The organism is Pseudomonas sp. KH_046_2 (assembly GCF_057838985.1).
The window spans coordinates 575,290-591,226 of record NZ_CM174480.1 but is presented as its reverse complement, the minus strand read 5'-3'; the positions used below and the strand labels follow the sequence as shown (position 1 = coordinate 591,226).

The 15,937-nt window shown below is 60.1% G+C and carries 14 protein-coding genes; 9 read left to right on the top strand and 5 right to left on the bottom strand.

Annotated elements, in window-relative coordinates; all coding sequences use genetic code 11:
• Positions 1-51: 51 nt before the first annotated feature.
• The 5 genes from rsgA (at position 52) to AC3IX1_RS02640 (ending at position 4,003) form a co-directional block, all read left to right on the top strand.
• Positions 52-1,083, top strand: coding sequence for a small ribosomal subunit biogenesis GTPase RsgA (gene rsgA / locus AC3IX1_RS02660; RefSeq protein WP_007978809.1), 1,032 nt, complete (start codon positions 52-54; stop codon positions 1,081-1,083).
• Positions 1,084-1,281: 198 nt separating this feature from the next.
• A complete protein-coding gene (locus AC3IX1_RS02655) occupies positions 1,282-1,689 on the top strand; it encodes a TIR domain-containing protein (protein WP_489387029.1) in 408 nt (135 codons plus the stop codon).
• 2 nt (positions 1,690-1,691) lie between these two features.
• Positions 1,692-2,651 (top strand): caspase family protein, encoded by a 960-nt coding sequence (locus tag AC3IX1_RS02650; RefSeq protein WP_489387028.1) that lies wholly within the window; start codon positions 1,692-1,694, stop codon positions 2,649-2,651.
• On the top strand, positions 2,651-3,142 hold the full coding sequence (locus tag AC3IX1_RS02645) for a toll/interleukin-1 receptor domain-containing protein (protein ID WP_489387027.1): 492 nt from the start codon (positions 2,651-2,653) through the stop codon (positions 3,140-3,142). The genes AC3IX1_RS02650 and AC3IX1_RS02645 overlap by 1 nt, the downstream gene beginning before the upstream one ends.
• 318 nt (positions 3,143-3,460) lie before the next feature.
• A complete protein-coding gene (locus tag AC3IX1_RS02640) occupies positions 3,461-4,003 on the top strand; it encodes a hypothetical protein (RefSeq protein ID WP_489387026.1) in 543 nt (180 codons plus the stop codon).
• A gap of 190 nt (positions 4,004-4,193) precedes the next feature.
• Here AC3IX1_RS02640 and motB read toward each other — a convergent pair whose 3' ends face one another.
• Positions 4,194-5,234, bottom strand: coding sequence for a flagellar motor protein MotB (gene motB, locus AC3IX1_RS02635; protein WP_489387025.1), 1,041 nt, complete (start codon positions 5,232-5,234; stop codon positions 4,194-4,196).
• Between the two features lie 3 nt (positions 5,235-5,237).
• Positions 5,238-6,089, bottom strand: coding sequence for a flagellar motor stator protein MotA (motA, locus tag AC3IX1_RS02630; protein ID WP_008048039.1), 852 nt, complete (start codon positions 6,087-6,089; stop codon positions 5,238-5,240).
• Between the two features lie 167 nt (positions 6,090-6,256).
• Between motA and AC3IX1_RS02625 the strand changes: the two genes are divergently transcribed.
• From AC3IX1_RS02625 to asd, 3 genes are read left to right on the top strand one after another with little or no spacing between them, the layout of a single operon-like run.
• Complete coding sequence (locus tag AC3IX1_RS02625; RefSeq protein ID WP_489387024.1) at positions 6,257-7,795, top strand: HDOD domain-containing protein; 1,539 nt, start codon at positions 6,257-6,259, stop codon at positions 7,793-7,795.
• 41 nt (positions 7,796-7,836) lie between these two features.
• Positions 7,837-8,652: a thiosulfate sulfurtransferase gene (gene rhdA, locus AC3IX1_RS02620; RefSeq protein WP_489387023.1), complete on the top strand. Its 816-nt coding sequence runs from the start codon at positions 7,837-7,839 to the stop codon at positions 8,650-8,652.
• An 18-nt stretch (positions 8,653-8,670) separates the two neighbouring features.
• On the top strand, positions 8,671-9,531 hold the full coding sequence (gene asd / locus AC3IX1_RS02615) for an archaetidylserine decarboxylase (protein WP_489387022.1): 861 nt from the start codon (positions 8,671-8,673) through the stop codon (positions 9,529-9,531).
• A 128-nt stretch (positions 9,532-9,659) separates the two neighbouring features.
• Here the strand turns inward: asd and serB are convergent, their stop codons facing one another.
• Entirely contained in the window at positions 9,660-10,874 is a 1,215-nt protein-coding gene (gene serB, locus AC3IX1_RS02610) for a phosphoserine phosphatase SerB (protein ID WP_489387021.1), read from the bottom strand.
• Between the two features lie 135 nt (positions 10,875-11,009).
• Between serB and AC3IX1_RS02605 the strand changes: the two genes are divergently transcribed.
• Entirely contained in the window at positions 11,010-12,527 is a 1,518-nt protein-coding gene (locus AC3IX1_RS02605) for an AhpA/YtjB family protein (RefSeq protein WP_489387020.1), read from the top strand.
• 252 nt (positions 12,528-12,779) lie between these two features.
• Here the strand turns inward: AC3IX1_RS02605 and AC3IX1_RS02600 are convergent, their stop codons facing one another.
• On the bottom strand, positions 12,780-13,493 hold the full coding sequence (locus tag AC3IX1_RS02600; RefSeq protein ID WP_489318104.1) for a PqiC family protein: 714 nt from the start codon (positions 13,491-13,493) through the stop codon (positions 12,780-12,782).
• 175 nt (positions 13,494-13,668) lie between these two features.
• Positions 13,669-15,936, bottom strand: coding sequence for a DNA topoisomerase IV subunit A (parC, locus tag AC3IX1_RS02595; protein ID WP_150754803.1), 2,268 nt, complete (start codon positions 15,934-15,936; stop codon positions 13,669-13,671).
• Between the last annotated feature and the right edge of the window lies 1 nt (position 15,937).

The following is a 15,937-nucleotide window of genomic DNA, read 5'->3' as shown; positions in this document are numbered from 1 at the left end:
TAAACTCGCGGCCGTTTTACCTAATCGCTGCATTCTTGATACGGAACACCCATGGCCAAACGCCAACTCAATCGTCGTCAAAACTGGCGCATCGAAAAGATTCAGGGCGAACGCGCTGCCCGCGCCGCCAAACGCGAGTCCTCGGCCGTCGAGGCGCTTGAGGGCGGCGATCTGGGCCCGGAACAGCACGGTCTGGTGATCGCGCACTTCGGTGTGCAGGTCGAAGTCGAGGCCCGTGATGGCGAACTGGCCGGCCAGGTGTTCCGTTGCCACCTGCGCGCCAACCTGCCGGCGCTGGTGACCGGCGATCAGGTGGTCTGGCGTGCCGGCAACCAGGGTATCGGCGTGATCGTGGCGCAACTGCCGCGCAACACCGAGCTGTGTCGCCCGGACAGCCGTGGTCAGCTCAAGCCTGTGGCGGCTAACGTCGACATGATCGTCATCGTGTTTGCACCGCTGCCCGAGCCCCACGCCAACCTGATCGACCGCTATCTGGTGGCGGCCGAACATGCGGGCATCAAGCCGCTGTTGCTGCTGAACAAGTTCGACCTGATCGACGAAAACAACGCGCCTGCGCTGAATGCCTTGCTCGCCGTATACCGCACCCTCGGCTACCCGGTGCTGGAAGTGTCGGCGCATCACGGTAACGGTATGGAGCAGTTGCAGACGCAGCTCGACGGACGCATCAGCGTGTTCGTCGGCCAGTCCGGTGTCGGCAAGTCGTCGCTGGTCAACAGCTTGCTGCCGGATGTCGAAACCCGCGTCGGTCCGCTGTCCGAACTGTCCGGCCAGGGCACCCACACCACCACCACCGCGCGGTTGTTCCACTTCCCCGGCGGCGGTGAGTTGATCGACTCCCCGGGTATCCGCGAATTCGGTCTGGGCCACGTCAGCCGTGCCGACGTCGAAGCCGGCTTCATCGAGTTCAACGACCTGCTCGGCACCTGCCGCTTCCGTGACTGCAAGCATGACCGCGAACCCGGTTGCGCCCTGCTCAAGGCCCTTGAAGACGGCCGCGTGCAGCAGCAACGGATGAACAGCTACCGCTCGATCATCGCCAGCCTGCCGGAAAACGGCTACTAAACAGACGCGCCGACTGCCCTGCCTTCAGCGGGGCGGCCGGCGGCTGGATCTTCGCCCGCTTAAACATCAGACCTTTCTGTAAGACACCCGCACCGGCGCTTGTAGGGCATTTCTCTTTAAGTCACATCCCCTTGTAGCCGCCAGCCAATAGCCTAGTTTCAGACCCTCTTCGCACTCCAGCGACTCCGAGGGACACCCATGCAAACCTACCACCTGTTCATCAGCCACTCGTGGAACTACTCCGACGCCCACGACAATCTCGTGCGCCTGCTCAACGCCAAGCCCGGTTTCACCTACAAGAATTTTTCGGTGCCACCGGACAATCCGATTGTCGGTGCGAAAACCGACAAACAACTCGAGGAGGCCATCGAAAACAAGATTCGCCCGTGTTCGGCGGTATTGATCATGGCCGGGATGTACTCCACCTACAGCAAGTGGATCAACAAGGAAATCGAGATCGCCAAGCGCATGGACAAGGTGATCATTGCGATCAAGCCGTTCGGTGCCGAGCGGATTTCCACGGTGGTACGTGACGCGGCACATGCCGAATGTGCGTGGAACACCAACAGCATCATCGATGCGATTCGCAAGCATACGGCGGTGTAACCATGCGCAAGGGACTGTTTATCGGCATCAACGACTACACCCATGTGTCGCGCCTGAGCGGTTGCAGCAACGACGCCATGGCCATGGCCTCTGTGCTGAAGACCGACGCCAACGGCGATCCGAACTTCAAGAACATCGTACTGACCTCCGCTGAGGACTACCTCGGCCGGGAAAAACTCGAAGACCAGATCCGCGAGCTGTTTTCCGGGGACTGCAATGTCGCGCTGCTGTATTTCGCCGGCCACGGCAGCTTCGACACCGACACCGACGAAGGCATGTTGATCCCGCAGGATTACAAGAGCGCCAAGGACGGGATTCGCCTCAGCGACATTCTCAACTGGGCGAGCAAAGCCACGAAGATCAAAAACAAAGTGATCATTCTCGACTGTTGCCAGAGCGGCTCGGCCGGCGAACTGCGCGCCTTGCGCAGTGAGGGCAGCGTGGTCGGCGAAGGCATGACCATTCTGACCGCCTGCAAAAAGGAAGAACCGGCAATGGAGGGCATGCAGCACGGCGTGTTCACCGGGTTGTTGCTCCAGGCTCTGCACGGTGGCGCAGCGAACATCCTGGGCAAGATCACTCCCGGCAGCCTCTATTCGTTTGTTGACAACGCCCTCGATGCCTGGGAACAGCGTCCGGTGTTCAAGACCAACGTCTCGCAGTTCATTTCCCTGCGCGAAGTGTCGCCGCTGATCCCCAAGGAAATCCTGCGCAAACTCCCCGAATGGTTTGCCGAAGCGGAGTCGGTGTACCCCCTCTCCCCCAGCTTCGAGCCCACCGAACCCGAGTTCAATCCGGAACAGGGCGAAGTCTTCGCGCAGCTGCAAAAGTGCAACCGCCACAGCCTGATCGAACCGGTGGACGCCGAACACATGTACTACGCCGCCATCCACTCCACCGGCTGCCGCCTCACCGCCCTCGGTGCCTATTACCGCGAACTCGCGATCAAGGGACATTTCTGATGCCTGTGTTTATCAGCTACCGCCACATGGACCGCGCCTACGCGATCAACATCAACGCGCGCCTGATCCAGGCCAACATCAAGACTTACCTCGACGTACTGGATGCCGAATCCCAGACCACCGACGACATCACCGGGGTGATCACCCGCAACATCAGTGAATGCACGCACCTGCTGGCGGTGGTGTCGGAGAAAACCGCACTGTCCTGGTGGGTGCCGTTCGAAATCGGCGAGGCGACCATCACCAACCGACGTATCTGCTCGTTCAAGACCGGCCCGACAGAGCTGCCGCTGTACCTGGACAAATGGCCGAAGCTGACCAATGACCGGGACATTGAGTTCTTTATTGATGCTTATCGCAACGAGTCGATGCTCAAGCGCTCGATGTCACTGGATTCGGTGACAGGTAGCGAGTCGGTGCGCAGCGCTAACAGGAGTAACGCCGATCGATTCCACACGGACCTCAAGTCCAGAATCATTCGTGGGTTCTAATGCAGATATCGTCTGACCCGCATGAAATACCGTATCTCCCGTCACTCTAACGAAGAATACCCATATCACCAGATATGGGTGTTCTCCTGCCTTTATGCCCAACTAAATTTTTTACTGGCCAGCCACATAAATCTCGAAATCAACACAACTCAACTCAAAAGCGATAGAACCGACAACCAAAGCAACTAAAAGCCAACAGAAATATTAAGTAATCGACTTATTACATTCCGTTCTAAATACCTGTCAGATTTGACAGTAGAAAAAACAGTACACCTCATTAATCATAGAGCTGAGAACCGCTTTTTTTGAAAGTGTCGAATGAAGTTACTTAACCGGCCAATCATTGCGTTTCTCCCACTAACACTCCGCGATCCGGGTGTAGCCGCCCCGGAGAGACCGCTGTATAACTTCACAACCGAGAAACCAACGATGAACATTAAAGAGTTAGATAAAGAGCACAAAGCACAAGAAATGCAGGGTAAAGTTGCGGCAAGAATGGCAATGGATATCAACCGACCCTACGAATCATTATTCATATATGGCTCCATCAACAATAACTTACGTTACATTAACTCTTCAAACCGCAATACTGACTTCATCCTGTTTTTTATCCCGACAGACTGGAAAAAAGGACTTCATACTTTAACAACGGAATCGAAAGTCATTAGATTCGAGCCAAGCCTTGGGCATCCGACCCAGCCAGAAGCATGGAATGCCGTACGGGGTGAGGTGTTCATTACTGACGATAGCGACAGCAACTTCTCCGGTGCTTTCTACTGTTATAAAAACCTCGACAGCGACAACCCTGCACTACTGGGGGGAAGCTTCAATTTTGACTTCACAAGCATCAGCAAGAAATAACTTCACTTGTTTTAGCACATAAAATCAAACTGATTACACAATGTGCATCAGCAAAAAAATGCCCGAATCTAAGGATCCGGGCATTTTCTTATACATTAGATTCTTGGTGATACAGACACTCAGGTCACCTCGCTGCCACCCAGTCAAATGAAATCACGCCCAACGAGCCACCCATCCCATGGCTCAGAGGTCACGGCTTGACCGCCGGAATACCAGGCCCACCCGGTTTCGGTGCCGGGTCATCAAACAGGTTCAGACGCTCACGCAGTTCATGAGCCGGCAGAGGCTCCTTGTCCGCCGGCAATGCGTTCGGGTCGACCGGTGCAGCCGGTGCGGCTCCCGGAGCGGCCGAACCTTGTGGTGCATCAGGAGCTGGCTCCGCGCCTTGCGAACCTTCGATCGCACGCTGGGCTTTCTTCGTCAGTACGACGATGTCGATACGGCGGTTCACCGGGTTGAACGGATGCTCGCGATCGAACAGGGCCGACGAGGCATAGCCGACCACGCGTGCCACCTGTGCATCCGGATAACTGCCCGCCACCAGCGCACGACGTGCGGCGTTGGCGCGGTTGGCCGAGAGCTCCCAGTTACCGAAGTCACCGGTGCCGGTGTATGGTTTGGCATCGGTGTGGCCGCTGATGCTGATCTTGTTCGGCACCGCCTTGATGGTGTCGGCCATGGCCAGCAGGATGTCTTCGAAATACGGCTTCAAGCGAGCTGAGCCTGAGTCGAACATCGGGCGGTTTTCCGCGTCCATGATCTGGATACGCAGGCCGTCCGGCGTGATTTCGAACAGGATCTGGTCCTTGAACTTCTGCATCTGCGGGTTTTCTTCGACCTTGTTCTGCAGTTCTTGCAGCAACAGCTCGAGGCGCTCTTTTTCGACCTGCTCGGCCATGCCTTCGACCTGGTCGGTATCGATGGTGACCTTGTCCGGCTGTGGCTGGGACTTGACCTCGGGGTTGAGGGTGTTTTCCGGCGCCAGGGTCGGCGTGCCGCCCAGATCGATGATGTAGGGCGTGCCGCTTTCGGAAAAGCCGATCGGGTCCTTGAAGTAACCGGCAATGGCAATCTTCTGTTCCGGCGTGGCGGTGGACAGCAGCCACAACACCAGGAAGAACGCCATCATCGCCGTGGCGAAGTCGGCGAAGGCGATTTTCCACGCGCCCCCGTGATGCCCACCGGCGATGCGCTTGACGCGCTTGATGATTATCGGCTGGTTATTCTCCATGGCTTAACGACCGCGAACCGCTTGTTCCAGCTCGGCGAAGCTTGGACGGTGCGCCGGGTACAGGACCTTGCGCCCGAACTCCACGGCCAGCGATGGCGGCATGCCGGAAGCCGAAGCCACCAGCGAGGCCTTGATGGCTTCGTAGACGTTCAGCTCTTCCTTGGCATCGTGGGCCAGGGAATGGGCCAGCGGACCGAAGAAGCCGTAGGCGGCGAGAATACCGAAGAAGGTACCCACCAGTGCCGCACCCACGTGCAGGCCGATGGACTTCTGGTCGCCTTCACCCAGCGAAGCCATGGTCACCACGATCCCCAGTACCGCCGCGACGATACCGAAACCGGGCATGGCGTCGGCGATGCCGTTGACGGCATGGGATGGGTGTTCGAGGTCTTCCTTGAGACTGAACAGTTCCATGTCGAACAAGCCTTCCAGCTCGTGGGGAGCCATGTTGCCGGACGACATGATGCGCAGGTAATCGCAGATGAACGCGGTCATGCGCTCGTCCTTTAGCACCGTCGGGTACTTGGCGAAGATCGGGCTCGCGGCGGCATCTTCGATGTCGCCTTCGATGGCCATCATGCCTTCGCGGCGGCTCTTGTTGAGGATCTCGTAGATCAGGCCCAGCACTTCAAGGTAGAAGCCGTGGTTGAAACGCGAACTGAACATGCTCAGGGACTTCTTGAGCACGTGCATCGTCATGTAGCCGGGGTTGGCCTGCAGGAAGGCGCCGAGGGCCGCACCGCCGATAATCATGACCTCGAAAGGCTGGATCAGGGCTGCAATCTTGCCGTGGGAAAGCACGTATCCGCCGAGCACGCTCGCGAATACGACGATGATGCCGATAATTTTAGCCATAGGTTAGGAGAGCACTTACTGAGTCGGGTTCAAGGTCATATTCGGAAGTTAAAAAATCTCTTCTTCTACTTATCGGCAAAACTGCGCCAGACTATAGCCAGTTCAGGCGAAAAGCTAATTTGACCCCTTGCGGGCATAGGTAATGTTGACGATGATCGCCTCCCACCATGGTTAACGAAACGAACGTCCCAACCCCGAAACCGACCACTCTCGAAGGCTGGGTCAAGCTGCTCGATGGCGTGCGCCTGCCGGTTCCGCAAGCCAGCCACGACCGGGTCTGCAAGGCCATCCGCGACAATCGCAGCTCGCTGCGCGATATCGCCGACCTCATGCAAGGCAGCCCGGCCCTGGCCTTGAGCGTGATTCGCGAAGCCAACCGGCATACCCATGGCGGCATGACCGAGCCTGCGGAAAACCTTGAAGTTGCGATCAATCGCCTCGGCCTGAAACGCACCGAAGAACTGCTCGCGCGGCTGCTCGCCGAACCTCAGTCCGAGATTCCCAAAGCCCTGCGTCAGTTGCAGATGATCAGCCAGCACGCCACGCAACAGGCCAACGGTTTTTTTGCCAGTCGCCTGGCGCGCCTCTGGCAGGACATCCACTGGGGCAGCCTGCTGTTTCTTTCGCCCCTGTGGCCGCTGGCGCTGACCCATCCAGAACTGCTCGAAGACTGGGAGCTGCGGGTCATCCATAAAGGTGAATCGGCACGCAAAGTCGAACAGCAACTGTTTGGCGTACGCCTGCTGGATATCGGCCGGGCACTGGTGGAGGTCTGGCACTTGCCGATCTGGGTGCAGCAGGGCTATCGATTACTGCTCACTGAACAGCGGGAACTGGTGAAGGTCCTGCGTATCGCCCGTGACAGCGAACATCCACTGCGCCAGCAGAACCGCCTCGATGACGATCCGACCCTGCGCCGCTGGCTCAATCAACCGGCCAATACGGTGCTGCTGGCCAACGGGCTGGCGCTGTCGGCGCAACACGCCTGGGACAGCCCCCACAGTGAGCGCTGGCAGTACCTGACCAGCCTTTACCTGCAAATGCCGATGGACGAGCTGCAGCAACAACTGCACCAGCAAGCCGCCAATAGCGCACGCCAACATGCCATGCCCGACCTCTGGCACCCCGCCGAGTCGCTGATCTGGCCGTGGGGCATGAACCTTGTCCACGCAGGCTTGCTGCCGGCGGCGGCACCCACCGCCGAAGACCTGGCGAAGTGGCGCAAGCAATGCGCCGAATTGCTGGTCGAGCCGAGTCGCTTCACCAACGCCATGCACTTGACCATCGCCGCCCGGGACGCCCTCGTGGCCTGCGGCATGCGCCGGGTGATGATCCTGATGGCCGACCGTACCCACGCCAACCTGCGCGTGCACCAGACGGCCGGCCTACCGAAGGAAGCGGCCGGGTTGAACTTCGTGGTCAGCCAGAGCAACGTGTTGCAGCGCTTGCTCGCGCAACAGGCCCAGGTGCGCCTGACGCCAGCCAACAACGCGCAATTCTCGGCCCTGCTGCCCAACAGCCTGCGCTCACAGTTCAGCGGTGAACACCTGCTCCTGCGTTCGCTGGTCAACAATGGACGGGTGATCATGATCGTCGTGGCGGATCAAGGCGGTGGGCCGTTTTCGGAAATTTCCGTACAGGCCTTCGGCAAAACCGCACAGTGCATCGAGAAAGCCCTGCACAGCTTTAGCCACCGTGGCCAATAAGCTGCGTTACAATCCTCCCTTTTGTGCTCTGGAGACCTCACATGTCTGACTTCTCTGGCTTGCCGCTGGTGATCGAGCCGAGCGACTTGCTCCCTCGCCTCGACGCCCGCGAACTGATTCTGGTGGACTTGACCAGTCCCGCCCGCTACGCCGAAGGGCACATTCCCGGCGCGCGCTTTGTCGATCCGAAGCGCACGCAGCTCGGCCAGCCCCCCGCCCCGGGGCTGATACCTCCGCAGGCAGCACTCGAAGCGCTGTTTGGTGAGCTGGGACACAACCCCGACGCGGTCTACGTGGTGTATGACGACGAAGGCGGCGGTTGGGCCGGGCGCTTCATTTGGCTGCTGGATGTCATCGGCCACAGCAAGTACCACTATATAGATGGCGGCCTGACGGCCTGGCTGGCGGAAGGCTTGCCCATGTCAATCCAGATCCCGCCACCCGTGGGCGGCCCGGTTCCACTGACCTTGCACGACGAACCCACCGCCACCCGCGAATACCTGCAAAGCCGTCTCGGCGCCGCCGACCTGGCAATCTGGGATGCGCGCGGGCCGCTGGAGTACTCCGGCGAGAAAGTCCTGGCAGCCAAGGGCGGGCACATTCCCGGCGCGGTCAATTTCGAATGGACCGCGGGCATGGATCGGGCACGCCAGCTGCGCATCCGCACCGACATGCCGCAGATCCTCGAACAACTCGGGATCAGCAAAGACAAAGAAGTGATTACCCACTGCCAGACACACCATCGGTCTGGCTTCACCTATCTGGTGGCCAAGGCTCTCGGTTATCCGCGGGTCAAAGGCTACGCCGGCTCCTGGGGCGAATGGGGCAACCACCCCGATACTCCGGTAGAAATTTAAGGTTTTTAAGGACAGTTAATGAACAAGCGTCTGTTTCTCCTCGGCCAGTACCTGCTGCCCCACAACTTGCTCTCGCGTCTGGCCGGCTGCATCGCCGAATGCCGCGTGCACTGGTTCAAGAATGCCTTTACCGCCTGGTTCGCCAAGCGTTATCAGGTGGACATGTCCCAGGCGCTGGTCGAAGACCTGACCGCCTACGAGCACTTCAACGCGTTCTTCACTCGCGCACTGAAAGACGGTGCCCGTCCGCTGGACGAGACTCCGGGCGCGATCCTCAGCCCGGCCGACGGCGCGATCAGCCAGCTCGGCCCGATCGAGCACGGCCGCGTGTTCCAGGCCAAGGGCCACAGCTTCAGCGTGCTGGAACTGTTGGGTGGCGATGCGGCAAACGCTGCGCCGTTCATGGGTGGCGACTTTGCGACCATCTACCTGTCGCCGAAGGACTACCACCGCGTGCACATGCCACTGGCCGGCACCCTGCGCGAGATGGTCTACATCCCGGGCCGTCTGTTCTCGGTCAACCAGACCACCGCTGAAAACGTTCCGGAATTGTTCGCCCGCAACGAGCGCGTGGCGTGCATTTTCGACACCGAGCGCGGTCCGATGGCCGTAGTGCTGGTGGGCGCGATGATCGTTGCGTCGATTGAAACCGTCTGGGCCGGTCTGGTCACGCCGCCGAAGCGTGAATTGAAAACCTTCCGCTACGACGAAGCCGCCCGCGCGCCGATCCACCTGGAAAAAGGTGCGGAGCTGGGACGCTTCAAGCTGGGTTCGACCGCCGTCGTGCTGTTCGGGCCGGATCAGGTGAAGTGGGCTGAAGAAATGACCGCCGGTACAGCGGTGCAGATGGGTCAGGGTATGGGCTCGCCAAAAGCCTGATCAACGCACATACCTGTAGGAGCGAGCTTGCTCGCGATGGACGTTAACGATGACGCGGGCAATCTGAATGCCCGCGTCGCCCCGCTGCTCATCGCGAGCAAGCTCGCTCCTACAGTAGTTTTGCGGTGTTACAGCTGGCCGTCGCGATCGCGGAAGCCCAGCAGATACAGCACGCCATCCAGCCCCAGCGTCGAAATCGCCTGCTTGGCCGACTGCTTCACCAGCGGCTTGGCACGGAACGCCACGCCCAACCCGGCAATCGCCAGCATCGGCAAGTCATTCGCACCGTCACCGACCGCAATGGTCTGCTCCAGGCGCAAGCCTTCCTTGTGTGCCAGTTCCTTCAGCAAATCCGCCTTGCGCTGCGCATCGACAATCGGCTCGACCGCCACGCCGGTGACTTTGCCATCGACCACTTCCAGTTCGTTGGCGAACACGTAGTCGATACCCAGCTTGGCCTGCAATTGCCTGGCGAAGTAGGTGAAGCCACCCGACAGAATCGCAGTCTTGTAGCCCAGGCGCTTGAGTTCGGCGAACAGGGTTTCGGCGCCTTCGGTCAGGCGCAGCGAGGCGCCGATGGAATCCAGCACGTTGACGTCCAGACCTTTGAGCAAGGCCAGGCGCTCCTTGAAGCTGGCGCGGAAATCCAGCTCACCGGCCATTGCCCGCTCAGTGATTTCCGAGACCTTGTCACCTACACCGGCGGCCTTGGCCAGTTCGTCGATCACTTCGGCTTCGATCAGCGTCGAGTCCATATCGAACACCGCCAGGCGACGGTTGCGACGGAACAGCGAATCTTCCTGGAAGGCGATATCGACGTTCAGTTCCTGGGCAACGCTGAGGAATTCGGCACGCAGCGCCTGCGGATCAGCCGCTTCGCCACGCACGGAAAACTCGATGCAGCCCTTGCCCTTGTCGGCCGGCGTATCCAGCGGCATGCGCCCGGACAGGCGATCGATGTGGTCGATGTTCAGGCCATATTTGGCGGTGATCGAGCTCACGGCCTGCAACTGCCCGGCTGTCACCTTGCGGGTCAACAGGGTCACGATGTGGCGCTTTTTACCCTGGTTGCCGACCCACTGCTGGTAATCCTGTTCGGACACCGGCGTGAAACGCACTTGTTGATCGAGTTCATAGCCCTTGAACAGGATGTCCTTGAGCACGGACTTGCCTTGTTCGGTGTCGGGAATTTCAACCAGGATGCCGAACGACAAGGTGTCGTGGATCACCGCCTGACCGATGTCGAGAATGTTCACACCACCCTGGGCCAGAACGCCGGTAATGGCCGCAGTCAGACCCGGACGGTCGACTCCCGTGATGTTTATCAGGACGATTTCGCGCAAGGCGCACCCCCGCAGGTGGAAAAAAACCGCATTCTACCCACTTTCAGTGACCATCGGGCACCGTGAGCGCTTTGACGGCCTAGGGCCTGTCGCTATACTGCGCGTCAACTCCACGGACAAAAGAGCCGAGCTCAAGTGAACCGGCCTACGCCAGTAAAAACCGACAACTTCTTCCTGCTGATCTTCCGGGCACTGCGCCACCGCCGTGTACCGATTGCATTGCGCATTGCCAGCCATAACGTGATCCTGGTCGCCCTGGCCCTGGTCATCTATGCCGGTGTGATGGGCCTGCAGTTCAAGCAGGCCATGCACGAGCAGGCGGATGCGCTGGGCGAAAGCCTGACCACGCAGACGGCCACCTCGGCCACCGAGCTGTTGGTGTCCAACGACATCCTCAGCCTCAATGTGCTGCTCAATAACCTGACCAAGAACAAGCTGGTGGCCCACGCCGCCATCTACAGCCCGGACAACCGCATCCTCGCCGAATCCGGCCAGCGTCCCAAGCATGGCCTGCTGGGCGAAGCCGAGGGTATGTACCAGAGCAAGATCACCTTCCAGGACGTGACGGCCGGGCAGTTGCGCATCAGCCTGGACATGGACCAGTTCCAGCAGCCGATGACCATCAGCCTGCAAAGCATGGGCATCCTGAGCGCCATCCTGCTGGCCCTGTCCCTGGCCCTGAGCCTGCGCATGGGGCGTTATCTCTCAACACCGCTGCTGCAATTGCGGGTGTGGCTGCGCAATATCGATGAATACACCCCGGCCACCGACCGCCAGGACGAAATCGGCGACCTGGCGCGCCAGCTGCACGCCAACTTCGCCCCGGAGCCCGCCCCAGTGTCGGAACCGGAACCGGAACTCGACGACATGGATGACGAGGCCGACCCGGCCTTCGAAGTCCGTAACCTGCGCGACCCGAGTTTCGACGAGAGTCGCCCGGTAGCGGCGCTCAAGCCAGCCCCGCGGCAGATCGTCAGCACCGTCGAAGACGACGATGACGAAGACCCGTTCGCCGATCTACGCGACGAATCGCTGGACAGCCCCCCACAACCAGTGATTCGCAAGGCCACGCCGAGCGTGCCGCAACACAGCGCGGTGCTGGCGGTGCAACTGGGCTCCCAGGAGCAACTGCGACGCCTGCCGCGGGCGCGTCTTGAAGAACTGCTCGAACGCTATCGCGACTGCCTCGATCAGGCCGCGTCGCTGTATCAAGGCGAAGTGGAGACCTTGAACGATGGCAGCACGCTGATGCTGTTCCACTCCGAAGACTGCGGTGACGATTACCTGACCAACGCCATTTGCTGTGGCGAGCTGCTGCGGGCCCTGGGCCACCAGTTGCAGATCGAAGTCGCGGACAGCGGCATCACCCTGCAATTGCAGCTGGGCCTGACCCTGGGCGACGAACTGTTCGGCCTGAGCCAGATCGACCTGCTGCTGACCGACCCCGCCCAGGACGCCCTGGCCCTGTCGCAACACAGCCGCAACCTGCTGCTGGTGGAGCGCAAGATCAGTGATGACGCGCTGATCCGTCAACGCGCGCGGATCCGCCCGATTGCCAGTCCTGAGGGCGCGTGCTGCGTGGAACGGTTGATGGAGCCGTATCCATCGATGCTGGAACGGCAATTGGCGCGGATGCACGAGCGCCGCGCTTAAGCCTTGATCCCGATGTGAAGAAGCCCGCAGATGAGTGATCGTCTGCGGGCTTTTTTGTTGCCTGTCATGACGCCTTCGCGGGCAAGCCCGCTCCCACAGAGACGTGGTCGTACACAAGATCTGTGTTCACAGAGATAAGTGTGGGAGCGGGCTTGCCCGCGAAGAGGCCGGTACAGGCAGTAAAGATTCTCCAGACTGCAGATACAACAAAGCCCGCATCAAGGCGGGCTTTATTTTTGAATCCATCAAGACTTAGAAGCGGAACACTTCCATATCCGTACGAATCGGCGCGGCCATCGGGATCTTCGGCTGCTTTTCCTGCTCTACCGCAGGTGCTGCCGCCTTGGCTGCCGGCTTGCGCGGGACTTCGGCGATCGGCGGCTGATTGGCCAGGGGCTTGAGCGCCACCGACAGTTGCTCGGCCAGGCGTTGCAACAACACACCCTGCGCCTGGACCTGCGCCGCCGTGGTACCGGCATGCTGTTCCTGCAAATGGATGATGCGGTTGTCGCGGACCTGCCCGCGACGGTCGATCAGGCGCCATTGCGCGTCGAGAATCGCCGGTTGTTTTTCACCCGAATCCAGGCGCGTGATGGTCAGCAGCACCTGAACGTCCGGGGTGAAGCCCACTGTCGCCGGGGCCAGTACTACGCGCTGGCTGTCCAGGCGGCCTGCGACCTGACGCAGCAGCAGCTGATCGATATCCGACGAAAGGCTGCCAGCCCATCGACCGTCGGTCGAGGCTTGCAGGCTGCCATCCGGCTGACGCTGCAACAGGGTTTCGCGTTGCAGGTAGTCGGCCACGGTGACCGGCCCCAACAATACCGCCATGCCCGCGTTCTGTGCGGGCTGAACCGGACTACCCGCGTCCAGCTGATACAGCGACACCGGTTGGTGAACGCTGCAACCCGCCAGGCCAAGAACGCCGGCGAGCAAAAGAATAAAAGGAAGGCGCAGAGCAGTCATCGTCCCATCCAGGTGGTCGCTAAAAGGCTGACCACAGTGAAAATACTCAATAAATATGAAGAACGCGCGGCAATGCCGGCGCTTGAAAGGCCATATCATCCGTGAATATGCGTTCCGACTCCAGCGTAAAGCGCCGAACTACGGGTTAATTCGTAGTTCGGCGCTTCTAAGTCGCCTAATTGAGGTTTTCGACGAGCAACGCATCAACCCGCTGGAAGCCACGCGGCAACTTGTTGCCACGACGGCCACGTTCACCCTTGTAGTGTTCGAGGTCGTCCGCTTTCAGTGACAAGGTACGTTTACCGGCCTGCAACACCAGTGTTGCACCGTCCGGCAATACGGCGATGTCCGTCACATACTCTTCACGACTGGCCACTCGTTCACCGGGAATCCCAATGATCTTGTTGCCTTTGCCCTTACCTAATTGTGGCAGGTCGCTGATCTTGAATATCAGCAGGCGACCTTCGGTCGTCACCGACGCCAGCCAGTTCTGCTCACGATCGGCCACAGGGCGCGGCAGCATGACCTTGGCGTTGTTCGGCAGGCTCAACAGGGCCTTGCCCGCCTTGTTCTTGGCCTGCAGGTCTTCACCCTTGACCACGAAACCGTAGCCGGCGTCGGAGGCGATCACGTACAGCGCATCGTCTTCGGGCATCAGCACGCATTCGAAACTCGCCCCTGGCGGCGGCGTCAGGCGACCGGTCAGCGGTTCGCCCTGGCCACGGGCCGACGGCAAGGTGTGAGCGGCCACCGAATAACTGCGGCCGGTGGAGTCGATAAACACGGCAAACTGGTTGGAGCGCCCGGCTGCCAGCGCCTTGAAACCGTCCCCGGCCTTGTAGGAAAGCCCGGTGGCGTCGATTTCGTGGCCTTTGGCGGAGCGAATCCAGCCTTTTTCCGACAGTACGACCGTCACTTTCTCGTTCGGCAGCAGATCGTGCTCGGTCAGGGCCTTGGCTTCGGCGCGCTCGACAATAGGCGACCGGCGGTCATCACCGTAGGTTTCAGCGTCCTTGATCAGTTCGCTGCGCACCAGTTTTTTCAACTTGGCTTCGCTGCTCAGCAGGGCTTGCAGCTTGGCTTGTTCCTTGAGCAGTTCATCCTGCTCGGCACGCAACTTCATCTCTTCCAGTCGCGCCAACTGACGCAGACGGGTGTCGAGGATGTAGTCGGCCTGGATTTCGCTCAGGGCGAAACGCTCGATCAGCGCGGCTTTCGGATGCTCCTCGGTACGGATGATGTGGATCACTTCATCCAGGTTGAGGTAGGCGATCAACAAACCGTCCAACAGGTGCAGGCGACGCTCGACCTTGTCGAGGCGGAATTGCAGGCGACGACGCACGGTCTGCACCCGGAACTCCAGCCATTCGACCAACAACGCCCGCAGGTTCTTCAGCTGCGGCTTGCCGTCCAGGCCGATGATGTTGATGTTGACCCGGTAGCTCGACTCGAGCTCGGTGCTGGCGAACAGGTGCTGCATCAACGCATCGTGGTCGAAGTTTTTCCGCGCACCCGGAATGATCACGATCCGGCACGGGTTTTCGTGGTCGGATTCGTCACGCAGGTCAGCAATTTGCGGCGCCTTGGACGGCTTGGCCTGCATCATCGCAGCGATCTGTTCCAGCACCTTGGCACCGGAAACCTGATGCGGCAGCGCGGTGACAATGATGTCGCCGTCTTCGATGTGATACACGGCGCGCATGCGCACAGAGCCGCGGCCGGTTTCGTAGATTTTCAGCAGGTCGGCGCGTGGGGTGATGATTTCCGCTTCGGTCGGGTAGTCCGGGCCCTGGATGTGTTCGCAGAGCTGTTCGACCGTGGCCTTGGGCTCGTCGAGCAAACGCACGCACGCCGTGGCGACTTCCCGCAGGTTGTGCGGCGGAACGTCGGTGGCCATGCCCACGGCGATACCGGTGGTGCCGTTGAGCAGAATGTTCGGCAGACGGGCCGGCAACACCAGTGGCTCGTCCAGCGTGCCGTCGAAGTTCGGGCCCCAGTCCGCCGTGCCCTGGCCCAGCTCGCTGAGCAGCACTTCGGAATAACGCGACAGACGCGCTTCGGTGTAACGCATGGCGGCGAAGGATTTGGGATCATCCGGCGCACCCCAGTTGCCCTGGCCGTCGACCAGCGTGTAGCGATAGCTGAACGGCTGGGCCATCAGCACCATGGCTTCATAGCAGGCCGAATCGCCGTGGGGGTGGAACTTACCGAGCACGTCACCGACGGTACGCGCCGACTTCTTGTGCTTGGAATCGGCGTCCAGCCCCAACTCGCTCATCGCATAAATAATGCGGCGCTGTACCGGTTTCAGACCGTCGCCGATATGCGGCAAGGCACGGTCCATGATCACGTACATGGAGTAGTTGAGGTAGGCATTTTCGGTGAAGTCAGCCAGTGACCGGCGCTCTACACCGTCCAGGCTGAGATCAAGGGAGTCGCTCATG

What these genes read in the sequence shown, in the direction of transcription:
- AC3IX1_RS02625 (WP_489387024.1), top strand. Translation starts at nt 6,257, where the DNA reads ATGGTTAACGAAACGAACGTCCCAACCCCGAAACCGACCACTCTCGAA.
- AC3IX1_RS02650 (WP_489387028.1), top strand. Translation starts at nt 1,692, where the DNA reads ATGCGCAAGGGACTGTTTATCGGCATCAACGACTACACCCATGTGTCG.
- motA (WP_008048039.1), bottom strand. Translation starts at nt 6,089, where the DNA reads ATGGCTAAAATTATCGGCATCATCGTCGTATTCGCGAGCGTGCTCGGC.
- rsgA (WP_007978809.1), top strand. Translation starts at nt 52, where the DNA reads ATGGCCAAACGCCAACTCAATCGTCGTCAAAACTGGCGCATCGAAAAG.
- asd (WP_489387022.1), top strand. Translation starts at nt 8,671, where the DNA reads ATGAACAAGCGTCTGTTTCTCCTCGGCCAGTACCTGCTGCCCCACAAC.
- AC3IX1_RS02655 (WP_489387029.1), top strand. Translation starts at nt 1,282, where the DNA reads ATGCAAACCTACCACCTGTTCATCAGCCACTCGTGGAACTACTCCGAC.
- AC3IX1_RS02600 (WP_489318104.1), bottom strand. Translation starts at nt 13,493, where the DNA reads ATGACTGCTCTGCGCCTTCCTTTTATTCTTTTGCTCGCCGGCGTTCTT.
- motB (WP_489387025.1), bottom strand. Translation starts at nt 5,234, where the DNA reads ATGGAGAATAACCAGCCGATAATCATCAAGCGCGTCAAGCGCATCGCC.
- AC3IX1_RS02640 (WP_489387026.1), top strand. Translation starts at nt 3,461, where the DNA reads ATGAAGTTACTTAACCGGCCAATCATTGCGTTTCTCCCACTAACACTC.
- AC3IX1_RS02645 (WP_489387027.1), top strand. Translation starts at nt 2,651, where the DNA reads ATGCCTGTGTTTATCAGCTACCGCCACATGGACCGCGCCTACGCGATC.
- parC (WP_150754803.1), bottom strand. Translation starts at nt 15,936, where the DNA reads ATGAGCGACTCCCTTGATCTCAGCCTGGACGGTGTAGAGCGCCGGTCA.
- rhdA (WP_489387023.1), top strand. Translation starts at nt 7,837, where the DNA reads ATGTCTGACTTCTCTGGCTTGCCGCTGGTGATCGAGCCGAGCGACTTG.